General features: G+C 65.2%; 15 protein-coding genes. 6 read left to right on the top strand and 9 right to left on the bottom strand.

Features of this window, described 5'->3' with window-relative positions; genetic code table 11:
* Window positions 1-11: 11 nt before the first annotated feature.
* Both FM101_RS13455 and FM101_RS13450 read right to left on the bottom strand, forming a co-directional pair.
* On the bottom strand, window positions 12-1,292 hold the full coding sequence (locus FM101_RS13455) for a TIGR01906 family membrane protein (protein ID WP_179204333.1): 1,281 nt from the start codon (window positions 1,290-1,292) through the stop codon (window positions 12-14).
* Window positions 1,293-1,325: 33 nt separating this feature from the next.
* Entirely contained in the window at window positions 1,326-2,318 is a 993-nt protein-coding gene (locus FM101_RS13450) for a stage II sporulation protein M (RefSeq protein WP_087000499.1), read from the bottom strand.
* A gap of 113 nt (window positions 2,319-2,431) precedes the next feature.
* Here FM101_RS13450 and FM101_RS13445 point away from each other — a divergent pair, with 113 nt between their 5' ends.
* Window positions 2,432-3,232, top strand: a complete 801-nt coding sequence (locus FM101_RS13445) for an RDD family protein (RefSeq protein ID WP_087000497.1) — start codon at window positions 2,432-2,434, stop codon at window positions 3,230-3,232.
* Window positions 3,233-3,251: 19 nt separating this feature from the next.
* Here the strand turns inward: FM101_RS13445 and ahcY are convergent, their stop codons facing one another.
* The 3 genes from ahcY to FM101_RS13430 are packed head-to-tail and all read right to left on the bottom strand — an operon-like array spanning window position 3,252 to window position 5,310.
* The gene (gene ahcY / locus FM101_RS13440) at window positions 3,252-4,736 is read right to left on the bottom strand and encodes an adenosylhomocysteinase (protein WP_087000495.1); all 1,485 of its coding nucleotides are present in this window, start codon (window positions 4,734-4,736) and stop codon (window positions 3,252-3,254) included.
* 2 nt (window positions 4,737-4,738) lie between these two features.
* Window positions 4,739-4,942 (bottom strand): Trm112 family protein, encoded by a 204-nt coding sequence (locus FM101_RS13435; RefSeq protein ID WP_087000493.1) that lies wholly within the window; start codon window positions 4,940-4,942, stop codon window positions 4,739-4,741.
* 17 nt (window positions 4,943-4,959) lie between these two features.
* Window positions 4,960-5,310 carry a DUF3499 family protein gene (locus FM101_RS13430; RefSeq protein WP_428844165.1) on the bottom strand — a complete coding sequence of 117 codons (351 nt, stop codon included), beginning with the start codon at window positions 5,308-5,310 and terminating at the stop codon, window positions 4,960-4,962.
* A 172-nt stretch (window positions 5,311-5,482) separates the two neighbouring features.
* Between FM101_RS13430 and FM101_RS13425 the strand changes: the two genes are divergently transcribed.
* Window positions 5,483-6,007, top strand: a complete 525-nt coding sequence (locus FM101_RS13425) for a metallopeptidase family protein (RefSeq protein WP_087000489.1) — start codon at window positions 5,483-5,485, stop codon at window positions 6,005-6,007.
* Between the two features lie 19 nt (window positions 6,008-6,026).
* Here the strand turns inward: FM101_RS13425 and FM101_RS13420 are convergent, their stop codons facing one another.
* Genes FM101_RS13420 through FM101_RS16005 form a run of 3 tightly spaced genes read right to left on the bottom strand, consistent with a single transcriptional unit; the run spans window position 6,027 to window position 11,646 of the window.
* Window positions 6,027-7,625: a DUF5719 family protein gene (locus tag FM101_RS13420; protein ID WP_087000487.1), complete on the bottom strand. Its 1,599-nt coding sequence runs from the start codon at window positions 7,623-7,625 to the stop codon at window positions 6,027-6,029.
* Window positions 7,622-11,071, bottom strand: a complete 3,450-nt coding sequence (locus tag FM101_RS13415) for a glycosyltransferase family 2 protein (RefSeq protein WP_179204332.1) — start codon at window positions 11,069-11,071, stop codon at window positions 7,622-7,624. The genes FM101_RS13420 and FM101_RS13415 overlap by 4 nt, the downstream gene beginning before the upstream one ends.
* 26 nt (window positions 11,072-11,097) lie before the next feature.
* Entirely contained in the window at window positions 11,098-11,646 is a 549-nt protein-coding gene (locus FM101_RS16005; RefSeq protein WP_087000483.1) for a WhiB family transcriptional regulator, read from the bottom strand.
* A 308-nt stretch (window positions 11,647-11,954) separates the two neighbouring features.
* Between FM101_RS16005 and FM101_RS13405 the strand changes: the two genes are divergently transcribed.
* The gene (locus FM101_RS13405) at window positions 11,955-12,716 is read left to right on the top strand and encodes a TIGR03089 family protein (protein WP_087000481.1); all 762 of its coding nucleotides are present in this window, start codon (window positions 11,955-11,957) and stop codon (window positions 12,714-12,716) included.
* Window positions 12,717-12,772: 56 nt separating this feature from the next.
* Here FM101_RS13405 and FM101_RS13400 read toward each other — a convergent pair whose 3' ends face one another.
* Window positions 12,773-13,336: a GtrA family protein gene (locus tag FM101_RS13400; protein ID WP_087000479.1), complete on the bottom strand. Its 564-nt coding sequence runs from the start codon at window positions 13,334-13,336 to the stop codon at window positions 12,773-12,775.
* A 191-nt stretch (window positions 13,337-13,527) separates the two neighbouring features.
* Between FM101_RS13400 and FM101_RS13395 the strand changes: the two genes are divergently transcribed.
* From FM101_RS13395 to FM101_RS13385, 3 genes are read left to right on the top strand one after another with little or no spacing between them, the layout of a single operon-like run.
* The gene (locus FM101_RS13395) at window positions 13,528-14,718 is read left to right on the top strand and encodes a 5-(carboxyamino)imidazole ribonucleotide synthase (RefSeq protein ID WP_087000477.1); all 1,191 of its coding nucleotides are present in this window, start codon (window positions 13,528-13,530) and stop codon (window positions 14,716-14,718) included.
* The gene (gene purE, locus FM101_RS13390) at window positions 14,715-15,251 is read left to right on the top strand and encodes a 5-(carboxyamino)imidazole ribonucleotide mutase (protein ID WP_087000475.1); all 537 of its coding nucleotides are present in this window, start codon (window positions 14,715-14,717) and stop codon (window positions 15,249-15,251) included. The genes FM101_RS13395 and purE overlap by 4 nt, the downstream gene beginning before the upstream one ends.
* 3 nt (window positions 15,252-15,254) lie before the next feature.
* Window positions 15,255-16,922 carry an LCP family protein gene (locus tag FM101_RS13385; RefSeq protein WP_179204331.1) on the top strand — a complete coding sequence of 556 codons (1,668 nt, stop codon included), beginning with the start codon at window positions 15,255-15,257 and terminating at the stop codon, window positions 16,920-16,922.
* Window positions 16,923-16,991: the final 69 nt, after the last annotated feature.

Raw genomic sequence — 16,991 nt, 5'->3', positions numbered from 1 at the left:
TGGAACCTGGTTTAGAGCAGGCCCATCTCCCGGTCCACCTGGCGTTGCCGCGCCCGGTCACGGCGCTTGCGTGAGGGCCAGTTGGTGATCAGGAACACCAGGGAGGTGATGAGCACCAGCCCGGCGATCACGATTCCCGCATCCATCCAGAACTGTTCCGGGTAGAGGCGGATCAAGGTGTCGTTGGCGTGGAACGTCCAGTTGCCTTGGGCGAAGAACAGCTCGTGGAAGTCCGTGAAGAACGTCCCGAAGTTCAGCACAGCCAGTACCGTCAGCGCGATCATCACGACCAGGGTGATGACCGAACCGGCGAAGAACGCCCGGCGGATGCCTCCCGCGTAGCGGCGCCATAGGTACAGGCAGATCAGGATGGCCAGCAAGGTCAGGATGATCCCTGCGGCATACGTGATCCCGATGATGGATTTCACGTCGGCCATATGGGACACCTCATTGGCCAGGAACAGCGGGTCCCCGTTGGTGTCCACCAGGTTACCCAGATAGGCGGAGGGAGCCGAGTTGTTGATGTAGTCCACCCCGTAGTTCCCATAGGTCAGCCGGTCGGCTTGGCTGAAACCATAGCCGTCCGAAGGGAACCCTGGACGGTGATAGTCCAACCAGAGGAACCAGGAACTGGCTACCGCACGAATGGACCCGATGACCACGATGAAGGGGAAGGCAATCGCCAGGAAGGTCTGCACGATCCGCGCGAACACCGGTTTGGCCGTCAGCGCGGCGTCTCGGGCGTGCTGACGGCGCTGGGCTTCCCGGTCGGTTTCGGCGGCAGGTCCTGCGGGGATCGGTTCCTGACGTTTGGCTGCGGCCGCCGAATCGGCGCGTACCGTTTCCCCGTCGGTATCCGGATCCTGACCGGCCAACGGTTCCGCGGCAACTGCCGCTCCCGTTGCGGCGTCCTGCTCCGAACGGGGCATCGCCTGGGTCTGGGAGGAAGGCTCCTGCTGCCATGCCGGCAAGGCCTGGGTGCGGGAGTCGTCGGTTGCGCTCGGCTCGTCGGTGGCAGAGGCTGCCGCGTTTTCATCGCCCGTGGCCGCGGCGAATTCGGAGTCCCAGGCCTCGGGGGTTTCCGCTACCGCGGGTGAACCGGTATCGGCACCTTCGCCTCTGATGGCAGCTGTTTCCCGGGTGGCGTTTTGTGGGGTGTCGACCATGGGCTCCTCCGGATCCGGCCCCTTCAGGAACTCAGGAACTTCCGGGTCGTCCGCGGTGGGCGCCGGCCGGTCGTTGTCCAGGTCCCCGGGTTCGGGTCCTTCTGGCACGGCGTTCTTATTCTCCATCAATGTGTCCTTCCCTGTTGGCATGCAAAGTCGTTAGGCGACGGCCGCGGTGGCGCCGGCGTCGTAGGTTCCTAGATCCCCGGTGAATCCTGCGTTGACGGCCCGCCGGCCCAGGACCAGCGTGTAGGTCCAGTAGCCGGCCAGGACCATCAGGCCGATGCCCAGGCGGACCCCATGCGGCAACCCGCTGGGGGTGACGAATCCTTCGACCAGCCCGGAAATAAAGAGCACCACGACGAGCCCCAGGGCCACCGTCATCAACGATCTGCCTTCCACGGCGAGGGAACCAATCCTGGTCCTGGCCCCGGGAGCCACCCACGCCCAGAAGATGCGCAGGCCAGCAGCGCCGGCGATGAAGATCGCCGTCAGCTCCATGAACCCGTGCGGCAGGATGTAGAGGAAGAAGGTGTCGAGCTCACCCAGCGAGGACATCAGCCCCCCGGCCATCCCCACCGATACCGCGTTCTGGTAGAGCACGAAGGGCACATACAGCCCCGAGATTCCGAAGGCCACACACATTCCGGCGATGAGTGCGTTATTCGTCCAGACCGCACCGGCAAAGGAGGCGGCGGGGTTCTCCGAGTAGTAGTCAACAAAATCATGGTGCACGTATTGCTGCAGATCGGCATCGGAGCCCATCGCCTTGAGCACGCTGGGGGTGTGGGCAGCCCAGAGTCCGGAGGCAAAGGCGATAGCGATGAACACCAACCCCAGCACGATGGTGAGCACCCGGATCCTGTAAAAGGCCGCCGGCAGCGTGTAGACGAAGAACGTGGCGATCTCTTCCAGCACAGGGGTCCTGGCCCCCGTGAAACGGGTACGTGCACGCGAGATCCTGGCGGAGAGGTCGGCAGAGACGACGGCATCGGGTTCGATCGATCCGACCATCGACAAATGGGTCGACACGCGTTCGTAGAGCCCCAGGAATTCGTCGGATTCGGCACCGGTCAGTCGACGCCTGGAGGACAGGACGTCAAGGCGGTCCCACTCCTGCCGATGAACGGCGACAAAGGCATCAAGATCCACGTTCCCAGCCTAACGTGGGGGTGTCGGCTAGATTGGGATGACGGCCGCGTTGCGCCGGGTCAACCCCGGCACCGGTCGGGCGTCCGATCACCCAGCCTCGACGGAGGGATACCGTGAGCACGATCATCACCGGCGAGGCAGTCGTCCTGCAGTTGCGTCCCGCCAGTTTCGTGCTGCGCGCCGTGGGATGCTTCATTGACTATCTGGTTTATCTGATCGGTCTGGTCGCTTCGCTGGTCCTGCTCGAGAAACTGGCTTCCGGTTTTGACAGTGCGGCCATCCGCGCGGTGGTCATCATCGTCGTCGTGCTGTGGATCGTGGCTGTTCCGGTGCTGGTGGAAACCCTGAGCCGCGGGAAGTCCTTGGGCCGGCTGATCATGGGGTTGCGCATCGTGCGCGATGACGGCGGTTCCATCCGTTTCCGCCACGCCTTCATCCGGGCGATGCTCGCCCTGCTGGAGGTCCTGGCACTTTTCGGTTCGCTGGCCTTGCTGGTCTCTTTCGCCAACGAACGCGGTAAACGTCTGGGAGACATGCTCGCCGGCACCTACTCGATGCGCGAACGCCGCGAACGCGTGGCCCCGTTGGTGCTTCCCGTGCCCCAGCAGCTGCGTCCTTGGGCCGAACTGGCCGATGTGGGGCGGATCCCCGACCCGCTGGCGGCACGGATCGCCCGCTTCATCCGCCAGGGTCCTTCCATGGCTCAGGCCTCTCGGGAGCAGGTCGCCGCCACCTTGGCCGCGGACCTGCAGCCCTATGTCTCCCCCGCACCACCGTTTGGCTGCCCTCCGGAACAGTTCCTGGCGGCCGTGGTCGCCGAACGCAGGGAACGCGATTACCGGCGCCTGAGTGCTGTGGCAGAACGCCAACGCACGGTCCGCGAGCGGATCCACCGGCTGCCTTTCGGCACCTGACCGGCGAGCTGCCGGCTTTTTAGTACCGGTAGTGTTCGGGCTTATAGGGCCCCGCAGGATCCAACCCCAAATATTCGGCTTGTTCCGTCCTCAACTCCGTCAGTTCAATGCCGAGGGCGTCGAGGTGGAGGCGGGCGACCTTCTCATCAAGAATTTTTGGCAGCACATAGACCTGCCGCTCGTAGGCGGTATCTGCGCCGCTCTGGGGGCTCCGCTGCCGGCCGAAGAGTTCAATCTGTCCGATGGTCTGGTTGGCGAAGGAGTTAGACATGACGAAGCTGGGGTGTCCGGTGGCGTTGCCCAGGTTCAGCAGACGGCCCTCCGAGAGCACAATGATCGAGCGTCTGGCAGCCGTTTCGCCCTCGAAGACCCATTCATGGACCTGCGGTTTGATCTCGACCTTCTGGATGCCCGGCACCGCGGCGAGCCCAGCCATATCGATTTCATCATCAAAGTGTCCGACGTTGCCCACAATGGCTTTATCCTTCATGGCCGCCATGTCGTCGGCCCGGATAATGCCCGTCCCACCGGTGGTGGTGATGAAAAGATCGCCCTGGCCGATCACCGATTCCAGCCGGGCGACTTGGTAGCCATCCATGGCCGCCTGCAGCGCGCAGATCGGGTCGATCTCGGTGACGATCACCCGTGCACCTTGGCCCCGGAGCGCCTCCGCCGCCCCCTTGCCCACGTCGCCGTACCCGCAGACCACCGCCACTTTGCCGCCGATGAGCACGTCCGTCGCCCGATTGATGCCGTCGGGCAACGAGTGACGGATGCCGTATTTATTATCGAATTTAGATTTGGTGACCGAGTCGTTGACATTGATGGCAGGGAAAAGTAGTTCCCCGCTTTCGGCGAGTTGATAGAGCCGGTGGACCCCCGTGGTGGTTTCTTCGGTCACTCCCAGAATTCCTGCAGCGATGCGGGTGAACTTCCCGGGATCTTGCGCCAATGAGCGGCGCAGCACGTCCAAAACGATCGTATATTCGGCGCTATCTGCTCCAGTTGCTGCCGGAACCGATCCTGCAGCTTCGAAACCGACCCCCTGATGGACGAGCATGGTGGCATCTCCACCGTCGTCCAGAATCAGGTTCGGGCCCCGGGCGGGGTCGGTATCTGCTCCCGGCCAGGAAAGGATCTGCTCGGCGGTCCACCAATACTCCTCCAGGGATTCGTTTTTCCAGGCGAAAACCGGCACCCCCTGGGGTTGTGCGGCACTCCCGGACCCCACGACGACGGCTGCTGCTGCCTCGTCCTGGGTGGAGAAGATGTTGCATGAGGCCCAACGGACCTGGGCACCCAAGGCGGTGAGCGTCTCGATCAGCACTGCCGTCTGGACGGTCATGTGCAGTGACCCGGCAATCCGTGCCCCGGCCAGGGGTTGGGAGCTGGCATATTCGGCTCGCAGGGACATCAGGCCAGGCATCTCGTGTTCGGCGAGCCGAATCTGGTGGCGGCCTGCCTCGTGCAAGGAAATATCGGCGATCCGGTAGTCAAAGCCCACGGCTAGTCCACCTCCGGGGTCCGGCTGACGCCTTCGGCCGGGGAGGGGCCCAGCATGACGGGGATTCCTTCGCGCACGGCGTACCGCGGGGTGCTGCCGTGCGCGTCGAGGGCGGTGGCGACCAACGCGTCGCCGTCCTGGGTGAGCGTCGAGCCGGTGACCGGGCAACGCAGGATCTCAAGGAGCTGGGGTGTGATGTGGGCCATGGGCCCAGTTTATGGCTTTAGCGTGGTTCACGCAGAATACGTAGAGGCCCTCGTCCGTTGTCCGTGTCCTCCGGCGGGTCCAGCGGTGTTGGTGCGGTGCGAGCCGAGATGGAATTCGTCGGACCGCTTTCGGGTTCGACGAGGGTCTCCCGGCGATCCGTCGCCGGTGGGCGGGGTTCGGACACCGCGTCGGCCAAGGCGGAGAGTTCATCGGAAGCCACACGGGGTGCTTCGGGAAGTTCCAGGCGCAGGACCTGCCAGCCACGCGGCACGGTCAGCCGGTGGGCGTGCTCGCTACATAAGTCGTAACAGTGCGGTTCGGGGTAGGTGGCCAGTGGCCCGAGAACGGCGGTGGAATCGGCGTACACAAACGTCAGGGTCGCGATGGCCGAGCGGCCACAGGCGGAGCGTGAACAAAGTCGAAGGGATCCCACGAGAAAACAGCTTACCTGCCGTGCCCTCGGCTACGCCCCAAGCAGCCGGGCATGGCGGGAAACGGTTCCCCCGCCCACGTCGAAGATCTTCGGTAGGCTCGGTGTCATGGCAGAAGGTTTCACGGTGCGGTTTGAAGATCCCGGGACGGCGAGCCGCCCCGCTGCGCGGGCAGACACCGAGACGAATTCCGGAGCGTTCCTCCGCCGTCGACGCAACCGGCATGGACGCGGTCTGCGCGGAAACCTCATGCACCCCGGGTTGCCCGGCTCACGGACCCGCGCCGAACGCTTCGAGGATCTCATCGCCGAATCCGCCGAACGTCTCGAATTGTTGTGGGGCCAGCCCATCGCCTCGATGGAATTCACGACAGAGCTCATGCCGCGCAGCACCTCGTTGGACTATTCCGAGGCCTCGGGACGTCCGGTTCCCCTGGGCAGGTCATGGGGGGCCACCCCGCGCCGCCTCGCCCGGGTGACCATCTACCGGCGCCCCGTGGAGGAACTGGCTGGTTCACCCATGGTGCTCCCCGAAGTCGTGCATCTGGCCGTCGTCGAACAGGTGGCCGAGCTTTTGCTGCGTGAACCCGAGGAAATTGATCCCGATTACCACCCGTGGGAGGGCGGCTTCTAGCGCCTCGCCTTGCCGAGGCTCAGTAGCGCAGGTCCACGCTGATATCGGTGGCACCTCGGGTGGCCGGCGGAAGCGGAAGAACCGAGACATCAGTTTTCCCGTGGGTGGCCAGCAGGCTGCCGTAAACGGGGTCCCCACTGGCGCTGAGGGTCACGGCAACCACGTCCTTACCCAAGGAATCGATGGTGCGTTCCACACTGTGGCCCTGATCCACCTCCACGGTGACCGCCTTGCCAACCTTGCCGTCAGACGTGACCGGGCGCAGGTCGATGCTCGCCGCCCCGTCCCTGGCGAGGAACAGGAAACGAGATGCGGCCCCCTCGGGGACGACGACGAGATGTTCGCCGCCCAGCCGGTGTGCCGCACCAGCCCAGGCAGCATCGGTCCGTTTTTTGGCCTTGGTTCCCCGGGTCATACGCACCGAAGCAGCCACCGGCTCCTCCGAGTCCACGATGGCCGTATAGTTTCCAGCTTTAACCCCGGTGAGATGCACGCTGGTGGTGGCACCGGCGTGGGCCGTGTATTGGCCGTCGCGGGGCAGGTCCACCGGACCGTCCTTGCCCACCAGACGGACCTTGACCTGTTGTTCGCTGGCCCCAGGGACGGTCAGATCCAGGGTCGGGGCGGCGTCCTCGTACCCCTTCTGTGAGGTGATGTCCTTCTGGGTCTTGGCGTCCTGGATGAGGATCCCGGGGACGACCTGGTGTTCATCGGGGGTAGCCGCCGGCTCGATGAAGTCCACGCCTCCCGGCGTCAGACCACGCAGCGTGCTTTGTTGGATGATGGCGCTGACCGGTGCACCGGTGGACGTGGCCTTGACGGAGAGTGATTTCTCCCCCGACGCCATGCCGCCCAGGACGATCGACGTCGACTCCCCCGGGGCGATGATGATGCCGCGGGCGTTGCCCGCCTCGATAGGGCCCTTGGAACCGTAGAGTTCCAGATCGACGGTGGACGGGGAGGCCGACGGGTTGGCCAGGGTCAGCAACGCCGTGCTGCCGACCGTGGTCGAGGCACCCGTGAGCCACTGTTCGTTCGCCGGGACCTGACAGTCCGCCGCCGCCAGCCCGGCCAAATCGCCGTCACCGGCAACGTAGCTGCGCACTGCCCCGGCAGTGGACTGCCGGCCGCCCAGCGGTTGGACGCGCAGGTTCGCTGCCGACGGCTCGCTCACACCGGAGGCCGTCTTGGCTTTCCGGCCGGTGAACCCGTCTTCACCGGTGGATTGATCTTCACTGGCCTCCTCGTCCGAGAGTCGCTTGGACAAGGTGCGCACCGTCGTCCCGTCGAGTTTCTCCACCGCGGCACCGGGGAGGCGCTCGGCGGCATCGGAGAGCACCGTTGACCGGATCATCGTCTTTTCAGAGTCCGAGGCGGCAGCGAAAGCCGGGTCGGTGCCTTCTCCTGCAGCACCATCGACCAACCGGGCCGTCGCCGGGCACTGGCCCACATAGTCCCCCGCGGGTACCGAGACACGCGGAACGGCCCCAACCTCGGGTGCCGAGAGGGGGCCGTTGAGCGAACCCACGGCAATGCCGCCGCCGGTGGCCACCAGCAAAACAGCCCCCAGTGAGGCCGCTGCGGCGCGTCCGCGGCGCGGTAAGCGGTTCCGGGTCATGACTTGTGCTCCTCAGCTCCTGACGTGCCCTCCAACGGGGCATCGCCGTCGTCCTCGTCCTGCAGGTGTTCGCCGTCGGCATCATCAATATCCCACACGGATTCGGCGCTACCCGTCGTCCTGAATTCCTCCACCCGGCGGGCAGCGAACCGGCGGGAGGCAGGGATCGGGATGACCAGCAGCAGGGTCCCTGCGAAGACCAGGACCATCAGAATTCCTAGGGGCAGGGACCAGGGCGCCGAATAGCCGATCGATAGTTCTCCGGCTCCGCTGGGCAGTTTGAACGCCTGGGCCCACCCGTTGGTGGTGGACTCGAGAGCCTTGCCGTCGTAGGTGGCTTCCCAACCGGGGTCGGCCCGTTCTGCCAACACGACGGTGCGCCCCTTCGGGCCGTTGGGTAGCGCGTGGGCCTGCACGCGGGCCGCATGGGATCCGATGAGTGAGGTGGTCTCGCCCTCGGCATCAAGCAACCTCACACGGGCGGTGAATTCGTTGGGGGTTTCGGCGTCCTTGATTTCGGTGTCGGGGGTCACCCGCCACAGCCACCCTGCCTCGGTGTAGCCAACGGGGGCCAGTCCCGGAACACCGTCAAGACGGCCGGCCAACGTGGAAACACCTTCGGGGACCTGCAGCACCACGAAACTGACTCCGAAACGGGCCAGTTCCGGCCGCGGGTCGATGGCTTGGCCCGAGGCCAGTCCGGCCACTGTGCTGCGGAGGTCTTTTGCTGAATCGTCGTCCGGTGCCGCCTGCGGATCGGTGAGTGTTCCCGTCAGCCGCGAGCTGGCGGAGACTGCTGAGAGTTGGTCCAGACTCATCCCCGATCCGCTCATCAACGTGGCGCTCATGGCCCCGTCGTTGCCCTCGGGAGCCAAAACGAGGGTGCGTTCCTGCAAGGGCGAGTTCCCTCGGTCTGCTGCAGTCGCGGGAAGCGTGCGCGCCGCAACGGGGAGTACGGCTTGCCCCAAGCCCAGATCCGACGTGGCGCCGGATTCGCCCGCCGCCGCATCCGCGGTTCCGACCGTACGGGGGGCCAGCCACAACGTGGTGGCCACCGTGGCCGAGGCCAGGACCAACACCACGGCTGCCGCCATGGCGGGGCCGGCGATCACGCGCAGCCTCGAGGTCTTGTGGATCCTGACGCTACGCATCCAGTCCAGGCCACCTGCGGCCGAGAGGAGGACGCCGAGCATGAAGACCGAAACGAACGGACCGGTGAAGGGGGTGACCTCACGGCCGGCGGTGACGCCAAAGGGAAGGGCCTGCACGGCGTATCCGGTGGCCAGGGTCAGCACACCGACCACCCAGGCGGTGCGGATGATCGCGCCGCGCCGGCCACGGCGTAGCAAACCGACGATGGCCAGCAGGAGCAGCGGAACACCCACGATGAGGGCGGCGATGAACGCCCACGGGCCAGGGAGCAGGTTCGCTGCCCATCCGAACCCATTGGCTCCCGCCATCGGGTCGAATGCCACGGGGAAGCCCAATGCCTGTTGCCACAGGTCCGCCGCCTGGAACGGCTGGACGACCCCTGGATCTGCCAGCAGGACCCGCGGGTTGTTCAGGGCAGCCGGAACACTTCCCAGTGCGAGGACCAGCGACGGCACCGGAACCCACCACAGGGTCCGGGCCCGGCGGCCCAAAGGAATCGCGAGCACCACCACCAGCACGACAGCCAGCGGCAGCAAACTCGGGGAGGCGGCAGTGACTGCCGCCAGGGCCAAGGCTGCCCCGGCAGCAGCGGTCCACGAGGGGACTCCATGCAAACCCGCCTTCGACGGCGGATCCGCTGGGGACGGGACGGCGTGCTGTTCGGCGCGCGGTCGGCCGGCGCCGACGGCACGGATCACTCCGAGGCCGACCAGCGGGATGAGGACGTGCACGGCGATGGCACCTGCCCGCCCCGAGCCCAGGGCAACTTGCAGTGCCGGGGCCAGCGCCCAGACGAGGGCGCCGAGTAGCCGGGCGGCCCGGCTCGCCGTCACCGATCCGAGGGCCAGCCAGGCGAAGAGTGCCGCCAGCGGCATGGCCGCCAGATACAACACCACGATGGCGGTGTTGGGGGTACCGAACCCGAGCAGCGAGAGCAGCCAGAGCACCAGGTCGAAGGGATCACCATGCCCCGGCATCCCGGTTCCCAGGTCCTGCCACCATCCGGTGGCGTGGGCCCAGATCCCTGAGAGTCGATCGCTCACCGGAAGCATCGATCCGCCGGCCAGTGCCCCGGAACCGAAGACGCTCCGTAGCCCCAGGAGGGCGACGACGGCCGTGGCCAGAACCGCAATCACGGCGCTGACCGAAGAGCTGGTGCGGGTCGGGGCAGCCAATTCCGCGAAGTCGTCGGAACTGTCGCCGGAGGGATTGGACGCCTCGGCCGTGACCCCTGAACCGTCGCCGAGGACCGTTGAGGTGCCTGCGGCCTGGAGGAGGTTGCGTCGGTGGGCCCACACTTCCCGACGCGGGACCATCAGCGGGCGGACCAGCGAACGGGAGACCTTCCGGGTCCGGCGGGCCCCGCGGCGCGAACCGCGGAGGGCTACCGGGGAGAACACTGCGGTCAGGGTGCTGCTCAGTTGCCCGAAGCCGAAGGCCGGGTCCTTCGCCACCAGTGAGATGAGTAGCCGGAAGAGGGAACCAAGGATCGCGCCGAGGGCGACGAAGGGGACCTTCCAGGCGGCGGCGTGCTTGAGCCGCAAATAGACCTCGGCCCGGCGGCCGGCCAACGGGCCGGCGATGGAGCGGACCTTATCGGGAGCGTGGAGCATCTTGGCCGTCGGGACGACAACGACACGGTTGCCGGCCAGCCGGTTACGCCAGCATAAGTCCAAGTCGTCGCCGAGTCCGGGCAGGGCTGGGTCGAAGCCGCCTAGATCCTCCCAGACGTCCCGGCGGACCAGTAGGCCTGCGGAATTCACTGCGAAGCGGTCGGAGCGGGAGTCGTATTGCCCCTGGTCGAGTTCGTCCACATCGATCATGGTCAGGCGTTCGCCCCAGCGGCTGATGCCCAACCCGACGTCCAGCAGGCGGCGCGGTTGATCGCGGTCCAGTTGCTTGCAGCCGGCAATGGTCACCGCAGGGGAGGTCTCCACGACCTCGAGGAGCGCCTCCAGGGCACCGCTGTCGGGGGCCGAGTCGTCATGGATCAACCAGATCCAGTCCTGGATCTCGGGGTCCACGGTCGGAAGGTTTCCCGACGTCGTCGGGTCGCCCGCGCGGCGAGGGAGCGCATCCTCGCCGGTCACGCCCGCGCGCACCGAGGCGCCGAATCCTCTCGCCCGTGCCTTGACCAGCGGGCTGCCGGCCGGCAGCGAGTCGGTCAGGATGCGGGCAGAGTTGTCCTGGGAACCTGCGTCGACGCCGATGAAGTGATCGACCGGCCGGGTTTGGGTTGTCAGCGCTTCGAGGGTTGCCGGAAGGAAGCTCTCCCCGTCGTGCGCAACGACCACGGCCGTGACGCGTACTTGCGAATGAATCAGACCGCTCGCTTCCTCAGCCGACGGCGCTCACGCTCGGAGAGGCCGCCCCAGATACCGAAGCGTTCGTCATTGGACAGCGCATACTCCAAGCATTCGGAACGAACGTTGCAGGCACCGCAGACCTTTTTTGCGTCACGCGTCGAGCCTCCCTTTTCGGGGAAGAAGGCTTCGGGATCGGTCTGGGCGCATAGTGCCTCGGTCTGCCAGCCGAGTTCTCCCTCGTCATCTGCGCCGGGGTAGCCCGGCATGCCGAGCCACAACTGCTGCTGCGGGTCCACTTCGGCGGGAGCCGTCTGGGCGGGGCGCTCCACGGGTAGGTCACGCACCGGAGCCAGGAGGGCCTCTGGAGTCTCAACATCGGACTCGTGGGCGGCCAAGAATGCCGTGGCCTGGTCATCGAGGTCCAGTCCGGCGGCCCGGTAGTTCTCTGCCGCCGCATTGTCTGCGGGATCGAGGAACCAGTCTGCGGGGACTCCACGAGAGCCGTACCTCTTTGACGCCTGTTCGGCTTGGCTGGGATCGTAAATGCGCTCTGCGTTCCCCATGGTGTGCGCCCTTCCGCTGGTTGGCTGTCTCTCTTACACCGGCCACCTACCCGACCTGTCGAACGGTAACCGTCCGTCCTACGTCTGGTCGCGTGAGCGGCCACGGCTTAGTCCGTGGTCTGGAAAAAGCTGCTTCTCCTACTAATTACAATGGTGTAACTCACCGACGTCAAGTGGAGGCGGTGATTCTATAGATGGAAGCCTTCCGATCCATGTCGCAACACGCCCGATATATGAGTGTACCGATGGGCGTGTCCGACAGTTCCCCGGATTATCAGGGTTTTCACAGGTTTGAGAGGATTGAGTCCATGACCACCGATACCGATTCGTTAGATTTTACAAACCGATTGCTCTCCAAACACCGGGACTCCGCTTCCCCGCTGCTGACATGGTACGGCGATCCCGGTGAACGCGTGGAACTGAGCGGCCATGTTTTCGACAACTGGGTCGCGAAATCGGCGAACCTCCTCGCCGAGGAATTCGACGCCGGTCCCGGGACCAGGATCTTGCTCGATCTGCCGGCTCACTGGAAATCTTTGGCGATCGCTTTCGCCATCTGGTCTACCGGCGCCGAACTCATCCTTCCGGCATCCGGCACCGAGAGCCCGCTCCACGAGTGGGCCAACCACCACCACGGCACGACGGGTTCCCCCGATGTGGTGTTCACCGGCAACCCCAGCACGGCCACCGAGGTCTTCCCCGCCGCTGAGGTCGTGGCCGTTGGGCTGGAGTCCCTGGCCTTGTCCTTCCCCGGGGAAGTTCCTTCGGGGTGCCTGGATTACGTGGCCGAGGTTCGCGGTTTCGGAGACTACTACCTGGCTGATCCGGTACCGGCTGCCGCCCCGGCGTTGACGGCCGATGACGGTACCGGGGACTTGGACTATGCACAGCTCTTTTCCCTGCCCGCAGCCCACGGCACGGCCCTGCTGGGCCCCGTCACCGACCTCGGCACGACGTTGCGGGCTGCCGTGGCCCAATGGCGGGGGGATTCACCGCTGGTGCTCCTCGGCCCCGGGGCCTCCCCCACACAGCGAATGCTCGACGATGAACGCGTGGAACGACACCTTTAAAGACAACTGCCCGCCCCGACGACGTCATCGCGGGGCGGGCCTGACAGCTTCGGAACCTAGTGCGCTGTGGGGTTGGGGTCGCCGCCTTCGCGCGGCATCCCGTCTTCCTGAGCCATGCTGGCGGTTTCGGGGTGACCGATCAGGTCATGGTCGTGGTTGAAGCCCGGCTCGTTGTCTAGCTCTTCGGTGAAGACCCAGAAGCGGTATGCGAAAAAGCGGAAGATCGTGCCCAACACCAGGCCGACGACCGACCCGGCGATGAACAGGCTGGTCGAATCGGTCAGACCGATCCAGTATTTGGTGACCCAGACGCAGGCCGCGGCAATGAACAAGCCGATGCCGTTCATGATGATGAACAACACCAGTTCGCGCACCACTGAAGCCCGGCGGCGATGCCTAAAGGTCCAGTAGCGGTTGGCGACCCAAGAGAACATGGTGGCGACGATCCCGGCGACGATCTTGGCCTTGACCTCGGAACCGTGCATCGGCCCGTTCATCATCCACAGGAAGATCGACGTATCAATGATGAACGCCACACCGCCGACGACGCCGAATTTCATGACCTCTCGCCACAGCATGGTGAAAAGGCCTTGGCATTTTTTCGCCAACTCGTTGAGCATGTTCCTCCACAGACGGTGTTCAGTGCGGGTAAAAACCCCGAGATTCGGGGCTCCAGCAGGAGCCGGTCCACTGCGTCCGTGACGCGGCCAGCTCCCCATTCTATCGGCTGCAACTCAAAGTTTCCTCATAATCCCCCGTTCAGGGCCCCGTCACGGCCGATGGACTGGTCTCGGTTCGGTACCCTGAAGAGGTGAATTTTCCTGTGATTGGCGTGGTCGGTGGTGGCCAACTTGCCCGAATGATGGCCCCTGAAGCAACGAACCTCGGTTTTGACCTGAGGGTTTTGGCCGAGGGGCCAGAGGTCTCGGCAGTCGCTGCCGTCGCCCAGGCCCCGGTCGGCGACTACCGGGATCTGGAAACCCTGCGGGAGTTCGCCGCCGGCGTCGACGTGATCACCTTCGATCACGAGCATGTCCCCAACGAACACCTCAGGGCCCTGATCGACGAGGGGATTAATGTCCAACCCCGTCCCGAAGCCCTGATCCATGCCCAGGACAAGCTGGTCATGCGGGCTGCCATCGACCAGCTCGGACTACCGAACCCGGTGTGGGCCCGGGTCGCTTCGATCGAGGAGCTCATTACTTTTGGTGATTCCACCGGATGGCCCGTGGTGCTCAAGACCCCACGCGGCGGATACGACGGCAAGGGGGTGCGGATGCTCGACGATGCGGCCGCAGCATCCGAATGCACCGACTGGTTCGCCGCCGGAACCGACTTGCTGGCCGAGGAGAAGGTTGATTTCAGCCGGGAGCTCTCGGCTCTCGTGGCTCGCACCACCTCGGGTGAAGCCCGTGGCTGGCCTGTAGTGCACACCATCCAGGTTGACGGGGTCTGCGACGAAGTCATCGCCCCGGCCCCCGGACTGGACCCGGCCACTGCTGAGGCGGCCCGTGAAGCGGCACTGAGCATCGCGGAGGCTTTCGGCGTCACCGGCGTCATGGCTGCCGAACTCTTCGAAACCCCCGGCCGCGGCCCGGGATTCGTCATCAACGAACTGGCCATGCGCCCCCACAACACCGGCCACTGGACGATGAACGGTTCGGTGACCAGCCAATTCGAACAGCACCTGCGCGCCGTGCTGGACCTCCCGTTGGGCGACACCAGTGCATTGGGCGAGGTGACCGTCATGAAGAATTTCCTCGGCGGGGCGAACCCCGAGCTCTATTCAGCTTTCCCTGCCGCTTTGGCCGCGCAACCCCGCGTCAAGATCCACGTCTACGGCAAGTCCGTACGGCCCGGCCGTAAGATCGGTCACGTCAACCTCGTCGGCGCCCCCGGCCAGACCGTCGACGATGTCCGCCGCACCGCCACGCAGGTGGCAGACATCATCCGCGACGGGGCCCCGGGGCCGGCCTCAACCGAAGGAGCCCGAACCGCATGAACACCGCGAAGCCCCTCGTCGGTGTCGTCATGGGTTCCGACTCCGACTGGCCCGTCATGCGCCTGGCCGCCGAAGCCCTCGCGGAATTCGGCATCCCCTTCGAAGCCGATGTCGTCTCGGCCCACCGCATGCCCGACGAGATGATCGACTATGGCAAAACGGCTCACGAACGCGGTCTGCGGGTCATCATTGCTGGTGCCGGCGGCGCCGCCCACCTGCCGGGGATGCTCGCCTCCGTCACTCCCCTTCCGGTGATCGGCGTGCCGGTCCCGCTGAAGACCCTCGATGGCATGGATTCGCTGCTGTCCATCGTGCAGATGCCCGCAGGGGTACCGGTGGCCACCGTCTCCATCGGTGGGGCCCGCAATGCCGGGTTATTGGCCGTCCGCACCTTGGCCAGTGGTACCGATGAGCTGGCCACCAGCTTGCGTTCTCGTCTCGTCGACTTTGCGGACGAGCTCCGTCAGCAGGCCTCCGCCAAGGGAGACCGCCTCCGCCAGCGTCTCACCGAGGAGATGGGGCTCGGTTCCTGACCCATGAGCAAACAGACGCCGCGTTTCTCCCCCGCACAGAATCCAGTGCGGGATCCCGAACACGCCTCCGCACCGATCCGGACCAAACGGGCTTTCTTCCTGCTGGCCCTGACCGTTTTCATTCCGGGTGGGGCGCAGGTAGTGGCCGGCAACCGGACGCTGGGGCGCCGGGTCCTGACGGTTACCCTCACCTGTTGGGCGCTGATCATCATCGGTCTCGTGGTCGCCCTCATCAACCGTGGAACCGTTATCGAGGTTCTGGCCAAGCCGGTCATCCAACTGATCCTCGTCATTGTCCTGCTGCTGTTGGCCGCCGGATGGATGCTGATGTTCATCAATACGTTGTTGATCATTCGGCCGCGTTTATTGACTCCGGCCATGCGCGGCGTTGTCGCGGCGTCAACGGTCGTCCTGATGGTTCTCACCGGAGGCGTTCTGGGCTACGGTGCGTTCATACTCAACACTGGCCGGGACACCATCCAGAATGTCTTTGCCTCGGGTCCTTCCATGGACCCCGTCGATGGGCGCTACAACATCCTGTTGATGGGTGGCGACGCGGGGGCCGGAAGGACGGGGCTGCGGCCCGATTCGATGGCCGTGGTGAGCATCGACGCGAAATCGGGGCGAACCGCGATGATTTCCATTCCTCGTAACCTGCAAAATGCTCCGTTCCCGAAGGACTCTCCGCTCCACGACGTCTACCCCCGCGGTTTCGACTGCGGCGATGAGTGCATCATCAACGCCCTCTACCCCACGGTTGAGGCCGATCATGCCGATCTGTATCCGGGCAAGGCCAACCCGGGCGCCGAGGCGATGATGGATGCCGCCACCGGCATCACGGGCATCGATGTCCAGGCGTACGTGGTGATCGATATGGACGGGTTCTCCACCTTCATCGACGCCATGGGCGGGGTCACCGTTGAGTCCGGAGGCTGGGTCCCCTATAACGCCAAGAAATGGCCGGGGACGCTCGTGAACACCCATTGGTTCTCCCCCGGAACGAAGAAATTCACCGGCAAGCAGGCACTCTGGTTCGCCCGCTCACGTGATTTCACCACCGACTACCACCGCATCCGCCGCCAACAGTGCTTGCAGCAGGCGATGATCAACCAGTTCAAGCCCTCCACGGTGTTGACCCGGTTCTCCGACATCATGTCCGCAGGTGAGGATCTACTCGAAACTGACATCCCACAGTCCCAACTCGGCAGTTTCCTCAACCTCGCCAATAAGGCCGGCAAGAACCCCTTTAAGCGCCTCACCCTCGGCGCCCCGGACTTCGGCACCACTTCCGACCGGTTCTCCACCTTCCCCGACTACAGCCAGATCCATACCCGCGTCGACGGGCTGCTGGAGGAGGCCACCGATGCTGGCGCCCGGGCGGCTGCTGACAAGAAATCAGCTGCCGCCGCACAGAAGAAGTCAGCGTCGGCCGATAAATCCGCCTCCGGGAAGACCAAGCCATCGTCGGCGGCGCCCACCAAGCCTGCCACCGACGCCAAGTCGGCGGTTCCGGAAGCCATCGAGGGCAACACCGATCCCACGACGGTTCCTTCCACGCAGCCGGATGGCTCCCCCATCACCGAGAAGTATCTGGTCCAGCTCGAAATCAACGGACAACGCACACTCATCTCGGAGATCGCAGCCAATAACAACGAGTGCAGCGCACCATGACCCGCATCGCCGTCCGACGACGGAGGTACCGGGGACCTAGCGCACTGGCCTAGATTGGGTGGTAGCGCC

It is taken from the genome of Arthrobacter rhombi, assembly GCF_900163545.1.
In the GTDB taxonomy this organism is placed as follows: Bacteria; Actinomycetota; Actinomycetes; order Actinomycetales; family Micrococcaceae; genus Arthrobacter_H; species Arthrobacter_H rhombi_A.
The sequence above is the reverse complement of the archived record's forward strand: the minus strand, read 5'-3'. Positions and strand labels throughout refer to the sequence as shown.